Here is a 13,095-nt window from a genome sequence, read left to right as displayed (position 1 = left end):
TGGGCCGAATGGGCGAGGTGAACTTTGCCCGATTTCGCGCGCTTCAGCGAGCCTCTTTAATCCCTGCGTCTTAAACATTTTCCATCGGCCAGCGCGTGGCCAGATGCGCTGTCAGATAGTCCAGAAAGGCTTTGACCTTCGGCGTCATCGCCGCGCGTTCCTGTACGCAGGCGTAGATGTCCATCGGCTCGACAACGGAGTGGGTGGCGTCGCTGTGTTCAAACAGCGGCACCAATTGCCCGCTCGCCAGATAAGGTGCCGCGACAAACTCCGCCAGCCGGGTGACCCCGGCGCCGTGGACCGCCATTTGCGCCAGCGCATCGATGTCATCACTGACGGCGGTGGCATTGATCGGGGCATCGAAACGCCGGCCGTCGCGAGTAAAACTCCAGCGCAGAAAACGCCCGTCCAAGGGATAACGAAAGGCCAGGCAAGCGTGGTTTTGCAGGTCGTCTGGTGATTGCGGGCGACCGGCGCGTTGTAGATAGGCCGGCGCGGCGCACATGATGAAGGGCAGCGAAACGATCTTGCGCGCGACGATGCCGTCCTCCAGTTGCGGTTTGATCCGCAGGCTCAGATCGATGCCGTCCTGGATGTGGTTGATCTTGCCATTGGTGGTCGAGAGTTCGATGAGCAGACGCGGATGCCGAGCAGCGAAACCGGCGATCAGCGAGGCCAGCACATGGCGGCCGAACGCAGACGTCGACGCGATACTCAAGCGGCCCTGCAACTCGGTTTCATCGCTGCTGATCGAGCTTTGCGCGGCTTCCAGGTCCGCCGCAATACGGCGAACTTTCTCGTAGTAAACCGCGCCGTTTTCGGTCAACGCCATGCTGCGCGTGGTGCGCTGCAACAGGCGCACGCCGAGATGCGCCTCCAGTCGATTGATCGTCTGGCTCACCGCCGCCGCGCTCACGCCCAAGGTCTTGGCGGCGCCGACAATCGAGCCGGCTTCAACCACTTTGATAAAGCTGGCAATCGCCGCTAACAGATTCATCCATGCCCCGTTGAGGGTTGATTCGTAAGTTCTGCTTTATAAAGTACCTGCGGTTGAGCGTCTAGTTGCAGCCGGAGGGCTTTGCTAACGTGCGGTCTCCCTGTCAATGGATGGAAACGCCTTATGAATCAACCAACAAATTCCGAAACCATGATCCTTGGCCGTCGAAAGCTGTCGCCGCGCGCCACGCCTTATGTGTTTGCGTTGTACATGGCGACGATCATGGCGTTTCTGATGTCGCTGGTGATCACTGCCGCCAACTCCGGCATTGATAATGATTACCTGGGTAATGCCTTGCACGCCTACAAGCTGGCGATGCCTGCGGCGTTCCTGTGCATCCTCATCGTGCGGCCGATCGTGATCAAACTGGTCGCGTGGACAGTGCATCCGCATTGTTGAAAACCGCCACGTCAGCAGTGACTGTTCTGACGTCTTCGCGAGCAGGCTCGCTCCCACATTGGAACTCAATTCCCGGTGGGAGCGAGCCTGCTCGCGAATGGCCTGGGGTCTCAGAAAAATTCATCGAGCAACTGATAAAAGGCGATCCGCTGCTGATCCGGCTCGACGCCATAAACCTCGAAAAACAAGGGCAGCCACTGCTCGCCGAGGTTGTCCGTGATGCTGTGCGCAGCCAACGCCAAATCCTGATAACGATCAGCAACGCCCAGGCGTCCGCAGTCGACAAACCCGCTGAAACGACCATTGGCTGCGAGCAGGTTGGGCAGGCACGCATCGCCATGAGTCACCACCAGATCCTCGTGCGCCGGGCGTGTGGCGAGCAACTGCTCGAACACTTCCTCGGCGGATTGTCCGAGGCGCGAGTCGTCGAAGTCTTCTTCATCGATCAGCCCGGCGAGCAGGTGTTCGCGGGCCCGTGTGATCTTCTGCTCCAGGCAATGATCGAACGGGCAACTGTCGATCGCGACCGCATGCAGTGCGCGCAACGCCTGGGCTGCGAGCGTGACGATCTGCTGCGGCGAGAGGTGCTCGCTGCTGGCCAGATCGCGACCGGCCACGGCGGTCATCAACAGCCAGTTGTGTTGCGCTTGCGTGGTGGTGTCGAGCACTCGCGGCGCCGGCAAATCCTGAGTCGCCATCCAGCGTAACCGCTGCACTTCACCGGGCAACTCGCCCCAGGTCATCACCTGTTCGGTTTTGACGAATTGCGGCGCAGCCCCGGCAGGCGTGATCCGCCATACATCAGCGCGCGATTCGCCAATGGTCTGCTGTTCAATGGCCGCACCGGCAAATTGGCTGCGCCATGCTGCTGGGAAATCCATGTCTTTTGTCCTTGTCATTATCGATGTGCGCATTGTGCCGCTCTGGCGGTTTTGTTCGCAAACAAGAATCGGCGCGGAGAAATCCATCGAAACTTCGCCAACGCCCCGAGTGTCCAGACCCTTACACCTCCCGGCGGATGTGCTGCCGGGACAGCTCCATGCAGCGGAGAAAGACGAGGATCGAGATGACGATGACAGTGGGAGATTTTCTGGTCGAGCGGCTCAGCCAATGGGGCGTTACGCGGATTTTTGGTTACCCGGGTGACGGCATCAACGGCGTGTTCGGCGCGCTCAGTCGGGCCAAGGGAAAAATCGAATTCGTCCAGGCGCGCCATGAAGAGATGGCTGCGTTCATGGCCTCGGCACACGCCAAGTTCACCGGTGAGCTGGGCGTGTGCATTGCCACTTCCGGCCCAGGCGCCTCGCACCTGATCACCGGCCTTTACGATGCGCGCATGGACCACATGCCAGTGTTGGCCATTGTCGGCCAGCAGGCACGCACGGCGCTGGGCAGTCACTACCAGCAAGAGCTGGATCTGGTGTCGATGTTCAAGGATGTCGCCGGGGCCTTTGTGCAGCAGGCGTCGGCGCCTTCACAGGTGCGGCATCTGCTCGACCGGGCCGTGCGCACGGCCGTGGGCGAACGCCGGGTAACCGCGCTGATTCTGCCTAACGATTTGCAGGAGCTGAAATACGAAGCACCGGCACGCGCGCATGGCACCGCGCATTCCGGGGTGGGTTACACGAAACCCAAAGTGTTGCCTTATGACGTGGATCTGCAGCGTGCCGCTGACGTTTTGAACGCGGGCGAGAAGGTCGCGATTCTGGTTGGCGCGGGGGCTTTGCAGGCGACCGATCAAGTCATCGCGGTGGCCGAAAAACTCGGCGCGGGCGTCGCCAAGGCTCTTTTAGGCAAGGCCGCGTTACCCGACGATCTGCCTTGGGTCACCGGCAGCATCGGCCTGCTCGGCACCGAGCCAAGCTACAAGCTGATGAGCGAATGCGACACTTTGCTGATGATCGGTTCGGGTTTTCCCTATGCGGAGTTTCTGCCCAAGGAAGGCCAGGCGCGGGGCGTACAAATCGATTTGCAGCCCGACATGCTCAGCCTGCGCTACCCGATGGAGGTCAATCTGGTTGGCGACTCGGCGGAAACACTCGCGGCGTTGTTGCCGCTGCTTGAGCAGAAAACCTCTGGCAAGTGGCGCAAGAAAGTCGAAGGCTGGCGCGGTAGCTGGGAGAAAACCCTGGAAAGACGTGCGATGGCCAAGGCTGACCCGGTCAACCCGCAAAGGGTGGTGTATGAGCTGTCACCGCGCCTGCCCGATCAGGCAATCATCACCAGCGACTCCGGCTCGTGCGCCAACTGGTTTGCCCGTGATCTGAAGATTCGCCGTGGCATGCAGTGTTCATTGTCCGGTGGGCTGGCGTCCATGGGCGCCGCTGTGCCTTACGCGATTGCCGCCAAGTTCGCCTATCCCGAACGTGCAGTCATCGCGCTGGTGGGCGATGGCGCGATGCAGATGAACAACATGGCCGAGCTGATTACCGTCGCCAAATACTGGCGACAGTGGGCGAGCCCGAAATGGATCTGCGCGGTGTTCAACAACGAGGACCTTAATCAGGTCACGTGGGAGCAGCGGGTGATGGAGGGTGATCCGAAATTCGAAGCTTCGCAAAGCATCCCCGATGTGCCTTACCACTTGTTCGCCATCTCCATTGGCCTGAAGGGCATTTTTGTCGATCGCGAAGAAGACGTCGCCGCTGCCTGGGAGCAGGCACTGGCCTCGGAGGTGCCGGTGTTGATCGAGTTCAAGACTGATCCGAATGTGCCGCCGCTGCCACCGCACATCAAACTTGAGCAGGCGAAGAAATTCGCCACGACGCTGCTCAAGGGCGATCCGGATGAGGCCGGGGTGATCGTGCAGACCGCGAAGCAAGTACTCGGCGCGGTGTTGCCCGGAAAAAAGTAACCGGTTAATCGACAGGCAACTGTTGATCGTTCCCACGCTCTGCGTGGGAACGCCTCTAGGGACGCGGAGCGTCCAGTGACGCGGAGCGTCACGGGCAACATTCCCACGCAGAGCGTGGGAACGATCACCGATCGAGTGGGCACGACAAGAGGTAAGTTGATGATTTTCGTGGGCTGTGCAGGTTGGAGTCTGGGGCGCGAGCATTGGCCGGCATTTCCGGTGGAAGGCTCGCAGTTGCAGCGCTACGCTTCGCGCCTCAACTGCGTGGAAATCAACAGCTCGTTCTACCGTCCCCATCGCCGGCAAACCTACGAACGTTGGGCCGATGGCGTACCGGAGGCCTTTCGCTTTTCGGTGAAAATGCCCAAACACATCACCCATGAATTACGCCTGGCGGGATGTGAGGCAGCGTTGGACAAGTTTCTGGCTGAGTGCGGCGGGTTAGGCGAGCGTCTCGGTTGCTTGCTTGTGCAATTGCCGCCATCACTGGCGTTCGACGCCACCATCGCCGAAGCCTTTTTTAAGATACTGCGTCAGCGCTTCTGCGGCCCTGTGGTGCTCGAGCCACGGCATGAATCGTGGATCATCGCTGAGCCGATGTTGATGACTTGGCAGATCGCCCAAACAACCGTCGATCCCTCGCGCATCAGCAATGATGCTGCGCCCAGTGGCTGGGGGGGAACCCGGTATTGGCGCCTGCACGGCTCACCGCGCATTTACCACAGCGCCTACGATTCAACGTATCTGCTAGACCTCGCACAAGCTCTGCAATCAGCGGCCGCAGCAGGTGCTGCGACCTGGTGCATATTCGACAACACCGCCAGCGGCGCAGCGCTGGGCAACGCCTTGACGCTGGCCACACTGACGGCCGATTGGGAGCAGGAATGTGCGGCCGTGAAACTCAACCTGGCGAAGAAGCCCTCACCCTAGCCCTCTCCCAGAGGGAGAGGGGACTGACCTAGGTATTTGTGCAAGTAACGCCGACTTGAAATACCGAGTTGAACGCAAGATTTGAAAAGCGCACAAATCGACTCCCTTTCCCCCTCGCCCTTGGGGGAGAGGGGACTTACCGAGGTGTTCATGCAAGTAACGCCGACTTGAAATACCGAGTTGAACGCAAGATTTGAAAAGCGCACAAATCGACTCCCTTTCCCCCTCGCCCTTGGGGGAGAGGGGACTTACCGAGGTGTTCATGCAAGTAACGCCGACTTGAAATGCCGAGTTGAACGCAAGATTTGAAAAGCGCACAAATCGGCTCCCTTTCCCCCTCGCCCTTGGGGGAGAGGGGACTGACCGAGGTGTTTGTGCAAGTAACGCCGACTTGAAATACCGAGTTGAACGCAAGATTTGAAAAGCGCACAAATCGACTCCCTTTCCCCCTCGCCCTTGGGGGAGAGGGGACTTACCGAGGTGTTCATGCAAGTAACGCCGACTTGAAATGCCGAGTTGAACGCAAGATTTGAAAAGCGCACAAATCGGCTCCCTTTCCCCCTCGCCCCTTCGGGGAGAGGGCTGGGGTGAGGGGGTAGATCGAACAGACTGTCGCGATCGCCTGCAAAACCACTAATTACCATCGGCCACTTTGCGCTCTATCTCATCGATCTTGCGCTGCAGCGTCTCGGCGTCCTGCTCCTTCACTCTCGTGGACGAGGGTGTGATGACCTTATCCACGGCTTCGGTGTCATCGTCCCGGTCTTCAAGATCGCGCTCGACCACATTCACCGGTTTGCCAGACGTGTCGGTTGGCGGGGCGTTGGGGGTTTTATCGTCACTGTTCATGTTGGTGACCTCCAGGGGTGTAAACATTGGAGGCAGGCTGTGCGGCAGGCGTTCGATATTTTTGCCGGGTAGTGCCGAATGGCGCCCTCCCGCGTTGGAGAGGGCGCGCTGACGGTGTTCAGTCTTTGAGAATGTCGCGATCCTTGGTTTCCGGCAGGAAGAACGTACCGAGTATCGCCGTCATCACCGCAATCACGATCGGGTACCACAAGCCGTAATAGATGTCCCCGGTCGCGGCGACCATGGCAAACGCCACGGTCGGCAGGAAGCCACCGAACCAGCCGTTGCCGATGTGATAGGGCAGCGACATCGAGGTGTAGCGAATGCGGGTCGGGAACAGCTCGACCAGCCACGCCGCAATCGGGCCGTAGACCATGGTCACGTAGATCACCAGCACGGTGAGCAGGAGCAGCACCATCGGGTAATTGGTTTTCGCCGGATCGGCTTTCTCCGGATAACCGGCCTCCTTGAGTGCGCTGCCGAGGGTCGCGGTGAACGCATCGTTGCGAGCCTTGAAGTCAGCGGCCGGCAGGGCGCTGCCTTCAAAACTTTCGACCACTTTGTCGCCGATGCGCACTTGCGCGACGGTGCCGGGTTCGGCGATCACGTTCTCATACGGTATCGCGCGTTTTGCCAGCAGGGTCTTGGCCAGGTCGCAGGAGCTGGTGAATTTGGCCTTGCCCACCGGGTCGAACTGGAACGAGCATTGATCGGGGTTGGCGATCACTTTGACCGGGTTCTTCTCCTGAGCGATGAACACGTCGGGGTTACCGTACTGGGTCAGCGCGTGGAAGATCGGGAAGTAGGTCAGCGCCGCCAGCATGCAGCCGACCATGATGATCGGCTTGCGCCCGATGCGGTCGGAGAGGCTGCCGAAAATCACGAAGAACGGCGTGCCAATCAGCAGTGAGCCGGCGATCAACAGGTTGGCAGTTTGCGGGTCGATCTTCAGTGTCTGCAACAGAAAGAACAACGCGTAAAACTGTCCGGTGTACCAGACCACCGCTTGCCCGGCAGTGCCGCCGAGCAGCGACATGATCACTACTTTGAGATTGTCCCAGCGCGCGAAGGACTCGGTCAGCGGCGCCTTCGACGCCTTGCCTTCAGCCTTCATTTTCTGGAACACCGGCGACTCGCTCAGTTGCAGGCGGATGTACACCGAGACGATCAACAGCAGGATCGACAGCAGGAATGGAATCCGCCAGCCCCACGCCTCGAAGGCTTCAGTGCCCAGCGCGGTGCGGCAGGCGAGGATCACCAGCAACGACAGAAACAGGCCGAGGGTTGCGGTGGTTTGAATCCACGAGGTGAAGAACCCGCGTTTGTTGCGCGGCGCGTGCTCGGCCACGTAAGTCGCGGCGCCGCCATACTCGCCACCCAGCGCCAGACCCTGCAGCAGGCGCAGGGTAATCAGGATGACCGGGGCAGCGACACCGATGGTCGCGTAGCCGGGCAAAATACCGACGATCGCTGTCGACACACCCATGATGACAATGGTGATGAGGAAGGTGTGTTTGCGCCCAATCATGTCGCCGAGCCGGCCGAACACAATCGCCCCGAACGGCCGCACCGCGAAGCCGGCGGCAAAGGCGAGCAGGGCAAAAATGAACGCGGTGGTTTCGTTGACGCCGGCGAAGAAGTGCTTGGCGATGATCGCCGCCAGTGAGCCGTAGAGATAAAAGTCGTACCACTCGAAAACCGTACCGAGGGACGAGGCGAAGATAACCTTGCGCTCCTCTTTGGTGATGCCGCCGCTGCGCGGTGGACTGCCGGTGGATGCTGTGTCGATTGTGGCCATGGGTGTTCTCCGTCGTGCTTATTGTTGAAGGCCGGAGTCCCCCGTTACTGCTTATCGCACTCTGGCCTTGTGGCAAATACCGCCATTGCTTTCGCGTGAAACTTGCACAGTCTGACCGCCTCGCATGGCTGCAAGGTTTCCTGAAGCATAATCAGCTTTTGCCAGATATCCACCCGCAGACCTTTACGTCTGAGGCGGCTGAGAAGTTTGCGGTGAAGATAGACGCAATGATGGCACTGAGCTATCTTTCACCTCACTTCTCCCCGGCCATGTGCCAATGACGAACACAGGAAGTGAAGGATGAGCAAAGGATCGCTACTCAAAAGTCATCATGTTTCCTTGCACTAAGTGCGGTCTGTGCTGCAGAAACCTTGATAAATCACCCCTCTATGCCTCTTTGGACAGGGGAGATGGTGTGTGCGTCAATTTCGAAGAAAGCACCCACCTGTGCCGTATTTACGATACGAGGCCGCTGATCTGCCGGATTGATGATTTCTACGATCAGCATCTGGCGGGGACGATGCGCCTTGAGGACTACCATGCTGCAAACGCTCACGCCTGTAAGGAAATGCAGCAGCAGAATTTGATTGTTGTCGCTAATTAATCGAGAGGGATCTGAAATGCCATTACCGTTTATTTTGTGGGGTGCAGCGGCTGCACTGGCGGCTACAGGCGTCGTGAAGGGGGTTCAGGCATCGGGCAACTTCGATAAAGCCAAGGAGATTGGCGAAGAGGCCGAGGCCCAATACAACAAGGCTTCCAAAAGCCTCGACAAGTCTCGCAAAGAGACTCAAGGCGAGTTGGAAGCGCTGGGTGAGTTGAAGGTTCACACGTTTACCCACCAGATCAAATACCTGGTCGAAGCGATCAAGAAACAAAAGAACGCCAAAAGCACGCTGAAAGGGTTTAACGAAGACCTGACGATCGAAGAACTCAAGGATTACGAAAAGCTCGTACTCAACTCTTTGGAAATTGAAAAGGGTCTTGCTTCCGGTATCGGCGGTGGCGCATTGGCCGCGATCGGTGCCTACGGTTCGGTCGGTGCTCTGGCGAGCGCCTCCACCGGGGCCGCGATTTCCGGACTTTCAGGCGTTGCGGCCACCAATGCCACGCTGGCCTGGCTTGGCGGTGGGGCTCTCAGTGCAGGCGGTTTTGGCATGGCAGGCGGTATGTTGGCGTTGGGGGGGATTGTGCTGGGTCCGGCGCTGGCCATTGGCGGTTTCATGATGGCCAGCAAGGCGGAAGAAGCACTGACCAAGGCACACCAGTATGACGCGGAGGTTGCCACGGCGATTGCCAATATGGAGGTGGTCAAGACCACACTCAAAGGCGTTCGCTCCAATGCCAAGGAAATCACCAACACCATCAATGAGTTAGTCGTACGTTTCGAGCAGGTCAAAGTCGATAACGATAATGACCCCGTCGCATTCGAACAAATGCTGGCCTTGGGAGTAGGGCTCAAGAAGGTCCTGGATGTAGCGATCATTGCCGATGACGGCGGCGCCACTAAAGACATCAAGCGCACACTCTCCGGCATTCTGACCCTGGACTAAGACCATGAAAAATGAAATTGCAGGCCTGGTAGGAAAGCTCCCCGTCAACCCGGCTGATACCGCCGGCGAGTCTTTTAAAATGCTCGTGTCGGCCTGGTCCGAGTACAAGAAAATTTCCGAGGTCGAAGAAACCAAACGAACGGAAATCAATGCTTATAAAGAAACGCAGTTGGCCAGAATCGAGGGTCAACGCAAAGTGCTGGAGCAGTATCTCTCGGGGATGTTCAAGGAGAGAGCCACGACCATAAGCGGATTCTTTGAGGCGTTGGATAAAGGTATTGCCAGCGGCAATAGTGAGTTGATCAGTTCGTCGATTGGCGCGATCGTCAGTATTACCAAAGAGTCTCCACTGGCAGGCGCACGGGAAATTATCGGGGCAATGTATAACCCCGAGGTGAAAACCATCGAGATCTGACTGAAGTCTCGTCAGGCCGGCGCCGAATAAGGCGCCGGTTATCATTCATACTCACGCCTTGACCCAACGCTGACGACTCCACGCACTCAGCCAGTCGACCACAAACACCAGCACCAGCATCGCCAGAATCACCGTGCTCGCTTGCGCTTCCTGAAACAGGCTGAGGCTGACATAGAGCATCTGCCCAAGCCCGCCGGCGCCGACAAAACCCAGTACGCTGGCCATGCGGATGTTGTTTTCCCAGCGATACAGAATGTAGGCGAGCAACTGCGGCGCCAGGTTCGGCAGTGTGCCGTAGCAGAACGCAAGAATCGGGTTGCCACCCTGCAAACGAATGGCTTCGGCCGGTTGCGGCGGCGTATTTTCCAGTGCCTCGGCGAACAAGCGGCCGAGCACGCCGGTGGTGTGCAGGGCGAGGGCGAGGGTGCCGGCGTTCGGGCCGAGGCCGGCGGCAAGCACCATCAGTGCGGCCCAGACCAGTTCCGGAATCGCCCGCAAGGCATTGAGCAACAGGCGCGAGGCACTTTGCAGCGGCCAGCCAAAGCGCCCGGCGGCGGGCAGGGCGAGAACGATGCCGAACACCGCCGCGAGTAGCGTGCCGAGGGCCGACATGGCCAACGTTTCCAACGAACCGTGGAAGATGGCCTTGAGGTAATCGGCGCTCAAATCCGGACTGAGAAAACGCTGCACATACGCGCCCATCTGCTTGAGACTGGTGGCGCTGCCCAGTTCACCGAGATCCAGCCCCAGATAAGCGAAGGAAGCAACCACTGCCAGCGCGATGCCGGCGATCAGCAGCAGGTTGATCAGGCGATTCATGTCAGCCTCCAGCGCAACAAGCGGCTGAGTTGATCGGCGGCCAGCACCAGAATCAGAAAGCACAGCAGAATACTGGCGACTTCACCGCCGGCGAACATGCGGATCGACAGATCGATCTGCTGACCCAAACCTCCGGCGCCGACAAAGCCCATCACCACTGACGCACGGATCGCGCATTCCCAGCGATAAACCGTGTAGGAAAGCAGCTCCGACGCGACATTGGGTAACGTGCCGTAAGCAAACGCCGCCAGTCGGCCGCTGCCGGCCTGCAACAACGCGTGCGCCGGGCGCTGGTCGGTGGATTCGAAAATCTCCGCGTAGACCTTGCCGAGCATGCCGCTGTAGGTGATGGCGATGGCCAGCACACCGGCTGCCGGCCCCAACCCTACGGCGCGCACAAACAGCAGCGCCCAGACGATTTCCGGCACGCTGCGCAGGAAAATCAACAGTCCGCGCACCGGCCAGCGCAACAGACGCCCCAGTCGGCTTGGCACTCCACCGCGTGAAGCGGCGGACAGCGACAGCGCGCGGCTGGCAAGCAGGCCTGCCGGTATCGCCAAGACCAACGCCAATGCCATGCCAGCAGTGGCGATGGCCAGGGTCTGCAGGGTGGCTTTGAGCAGTAACTGCAGAAACGCTTCGTCGTGCGCCGGTGGCCAGAATTGCGCGACAAAACGGCCCATTTCATTCTGGCTGTCGGGCAGCAGCACGCCCAGATTCAACTCGCTGAGCTGAATGCCCGGCCACAGCAAGGCAATCGCCAATAGCGTCAGCAGCAGCCGTGGCCACGCCGCGGGATCGCGTGAATCGGCTTTCAGCATCGTGGAATCTGCACAGTCAAAGGCGCCACCGCAGCGGTCGGCGATTGCAGTTTTTCGTTGGCGTACAGCGCGTCGAGCATCTCGTGGCTGACTTGATCAGAGGCGCTGTCGAACAGAATCTGCCCGTCGCGCAGACCGATGATTCGCGGGAAGTGCGACAGCGCCAGATCCACCGCATGCAGGCTCGCCACCAGCGTGACGTTATGTTCGCGGGCGTGCCGCGATAGGATCGACAGCGTGTGCCCGGCCATCACCGGATCCATGGCTGACACCGGTTCGTCGGCCAAGAGGATTTCCGGCGCCTGATACAACACGCGAGCGATGCCGACACGTTGCAGCTGACCGCCAGACAGTTGCTGACAATGGGCGAACAATTTGTCGCCCAGATCCAGCCGCGCCAACGCCGCGCGTGCACCGGCCACATCCAGCGGATGCAACAAATTCAAAAGACTTTTGCCCAGGCTCCACTGGCCGAGCTTGCCGGCCAGTACCGCCGTCACCACACGCTGACGTGGGGGCAACGGCGGTGCCTGATGCACCAGACCGATTCGCGCACGCAGGCGTTGGCGTTGGCGGGCGGACAAGTGCCAGGCGCGTTCACCCAACACTTCAATTTCACCGCTGCTGGGCCGCAACGCGGTGGCCAGCAGGTTGAGCAAACTCGATTTTCCGGCCCCGGACGGGCCAATGATGGCGACCTGTTCGCCAACGCCAATCTGCAAATCGACACCGCGCAGGGCGTCGACTCCATTGGCGTGGCGCAGGTGGCCCTGGTTGAGGCTCAGGGTCATTTCAGCAATTCGGCGGCGCGGGCGGCTTCCTCGATGCCCTTGTAGTTCTCGGGCTTGGTGTCGATGAAACGGCTGGCGGCCTGCAGATCAAGAATCTTTTTCTGCTCCGGGTTGGCCGGGTCCAGATCGAGGAAGGCTTTCTTGATTTTCGCCGCCAGTGCCGGGTCGAGGGTGCCGCGCACGGTCCAGTTGTAATCGAAGTAGGTCGGGGTGGTGGCGAAGACTTTGACCTTGTTGGTGTCGACCTTGCCGGCATCCACCAGTTTTTGCCAGACGCTGGCGTTCAGTACACCGGCGTCGACCTTGCCGGCCTGCACCCAGGCTACGGTGGCATCGTGCGCGCCGGAGTAGGCGACACGGCTGAAATACGCTTCAGGCTTGATGTTGTCGTTTTTCAGCATGAAGTAACGCGGCATCAGACTGCCGGAAGTGGACGATACCGAACCGAAGGCGAAGGTCTTGCCCTTCAAGTCGGCGAGGCTCTTAACGTTCGGGTCAGCAGTGATGAATTTGCTGGTGAACTGCGCATCCTGTTCGCGTTGTACCAGCGGAATCACCGGCGTCGTTGCATCAGTCTTCAAACGCGCCTGCACAAAGGTAAAACCGCCGAGCCAGGCCATGTCGAGGCGATCAGTCGCGAGGGCTTCAACCACTGCCGGGTAATCGGCCACCGGCACGAACTGCACCTTCATGCCCAGTTGCTGCTCCAGATAGGCACCCAGCGGCTCGAATTTGCGCAGCAGTTCGGTCGGCGCTTCATCGGGAATCGCGCTGACCCGCAAAACGTCGGCGGCGTGGGTCACAAGGGCAGAAAAGGACAGCGCCAGGCCGGCGGTCAGTGCCAGGGTTCGTTTGAGCATGGGAATCTC

14 protein-coding genes are annotated in these 13,095 nt (G+C 59.5%); 6 read left to right on the top strand and 8 right to left on the bottom strand.

What is annotated here, in order from left to right:
- Positions 1–70: 70 nt before the first annotated feature.
- Complete coding sequence (locus tag ACZZ0A_RS12470; RefSeq protein WP_123376852.1) at positions 71–997, bottom strand: LysR family transcriptional regulator; 927 nt, start codon at positions 995–997, stop codon at positions 71–73.
- 123 nt (positions 998–1,120) lie between these two features.
- Here ACZZ0A_RS12470 and ACZZ0A_RS12465 point away from each other — a divergent pair, with 123 nt between their 5' ends.
- Positions 1,121–1,396: a DUF2798 domain-containing protein gene (locus ACZZ0A_RS12465; protein WP_123376853.1), complete on the top strand. Its 276-nt coding sequence runs from the start codon at positions 1,121–1,123 to the stop codon at positions 1,394–1,396.
- A 110-nt stretch (positions 1,397–1,506) separates the two neighbouring features.
- On the opposite strand, the gene ACZZ0A_RS12460 is transcribed toward ACZZ0A_RS12465, so the two are convergent.
- Positions 1,507–2,277, bottom strand: a complete 771-nt coding sequence (locus tag ACZZ0A_RS12460) for an APH(3')-II family aminoglycoside O-phosphotransferase (RefSeq protein WP_007913110.1) — start codon at positions 2,275–2,277, stop codon at positions 1,507–1,509.
- Positions 2,278–2,462: 185 nt separating this feature from the next.
- On the opposite strand from ACZZ0A_RS12460, the gene ACZZ0A_RS12455 reads away from it, so the two are divergent.
- Positions 2,463–4,250 carry a thiamine pyrophosphate-requiring protein gene (locus ACZZ0A_RS12455; RefSeq protein WP_463543183.1) on the top strand — a complete coding sequence of 596 codons (1,788 nt, stop codon included), beginning with the start codon at positions 2,463–2,465 and terminating at the stop codon, positions 4,248–4,250.
- Positions 4,251–4,409: 159 nt separating this feature from the next.
- Positions 4,410–5,180 carry a DUF72 domain-containing protein gene (locus tag ACZZ0A_RS12450; RefSeq protein WP_463543182.1) on the top strand — a complete coding sequence of 257 codons (771 nt, stop codon included), beginning with the start codon at positions 4,410–4,412 and terminating at the stop codon, positions 5,178–5,180.
- A gap of 633 nt (positions 5,181–5,813) precedes the next feature.
- Here ACZZ0A_RS12450 and ACZZ0A_RS12445 read toward each other — a convergent pair.
- Together ACZZ0A_RS12445 and ACZZ0A_RS12440 are read right to left on the bottom strand one after the other, a co-directional pair.
- Positions 5,814–6,029, bottom strand: a complete 216-nt coding sequence (locus tag ACZZ0A_RS12445) for a hypothetical protein (protein WP_150652879.1) — start codon at positions 6,027–6,029, stop codon at positions 5,814–5,816.
- A 118-nt stretch (positions 6,030–6,147) separates the two neighbouring features.
- Complete coding sequence (locus tag ACZZ0A_RS12440; RefSeq protein WP_414894441.1) at positions 6,148–7,827, bottom strand: MFS transporter; 1,680 nt, start codon at positions 7,825–7,827, stop codon at positions 6,148–6,150.
- Between the two features lie 331 nt (positions 7,828–8,158).
- Between ACZZ0A_RS12440 and ACZZ0A_RS12435 the strand changes: the two genes are divergently transcribed.
- From ACZZ0A_RS12435 to ACZZ0A_RS12425, 3 genes are read left to right on the top strand one after another with little or no spacing between them, the layout of a single operon-like run.
- Positions 8,159–8,431 carry a YkgJ family cysteine cluster protein gene (locus tag ACZZ0A_RS12435; protein ID WP_338010061.1) on the top strand — a complete coding sequence of 91 codons (273 nt, stop codon included), beginning with the start codon at positions 8,159–8,161 and terminating at the stop codon, positions 8,429–8,431.
- A gap of 16 nt (positions 8,432–8,447) precedes the next feature.
- Positions 8,448–9,380, top strand: coding sequence for a hypothetical protein (locus tag ACZZ0A_RS12430; RefSeq protein WP_007919115.1), 933 nt, complete (start codon positions 8,448–8,450; stop codon positions 9,378–9,380).
- A gap of 4 nt (positions 9,381–9,384) precedes the next feature.
- Complete coding sequence (locus ACZZ0A_RS12425) at positions 9,385–9,795, top strand: hypothetical protein (protein ID WP_007919113.1); 411 nt, start codon at positions 9,385–9,387, stop codon at positions 9,793–9,795.
- A gap of 51 nt (positions 9,796–9,846) precedes the next feature.
- Here ACZZ0A_RS12425 and phnE read toward each other — a convergent pair whose 3' ends face one another.
- Genes phnE through ACZZ0A_RS12405 form a run of 4 tightly spaced genes read right to left on the bottom strand, consistent with a single transcriptional unit; the run spans position 9,847 to position 13,086 of the window.
- A complete protein-coding gene (phnE, locus tag ACZZ0A_RS12420) occupies positions 9,847–10,614 on the bottom strand; it encodes a phosphonate ABC transporter, permease protein PhnE (RefSeq protein ID WP_463543181.1) in 768 nt (255 codons plus the stop codon).
- Entirely contained in the window at positions 10,611–11,435 is an 825-nt protein-coding gene (locus ACZZ0A_RS12415; RefSeq protein ID WP_463543180.1) for a PhnE/PtxC family ABC transporter permease, read from the bottom strand. Before ACZZ0A_RS12415 ends, phnE begins: the two co-directional genes overlap by 4 nt.
- The gene (locus ACZZ0A_RS12410; protein WP_463543179.1) at positions 11,429–12,226 is read right to left on the bottom strand and encodes a phosphonate ABC transporter ATP-binding protein; all 798 of its coding nucleotides are present in this window, start codon (positions 12,224–12,226) and stop codon (positions 11,429–11,431) included. The genes ACZZ0A_RS12415 and ACZZ0A_RS12410 overlap by 7 nt, the downstream gene beginning before the upstream one ends.
- Positions 12,223–13,086 carry a putative selenate ABC transporter substrate-binding protein gene (locus ACZZ0A_RS12405; RefSeq protein ID WP_095111994.1) on the bottom strand — a complete coding sequence of 288 codons (864 nt, stop codon included), beginning with the start codon at positions 13,084–13,086 and terminating at the stop codon, positions 12,223–12,225. Before ACZZ0A_RS12405 ends, ACZZ0A_RS12410 begins: the two co-directional genes overlap by 4 nt.
- Positions 13,087–13,095 lie beyond the last annotated feature (9 nt).

The organism is Pseudomonas sp. AC242 (assembly GCF_979258655.1).
The sequence above is the reverse complement of the archived record's forward strand: the minus strand, read 5'-3'. Positions and strand labels throughout refer to the sequence as shown.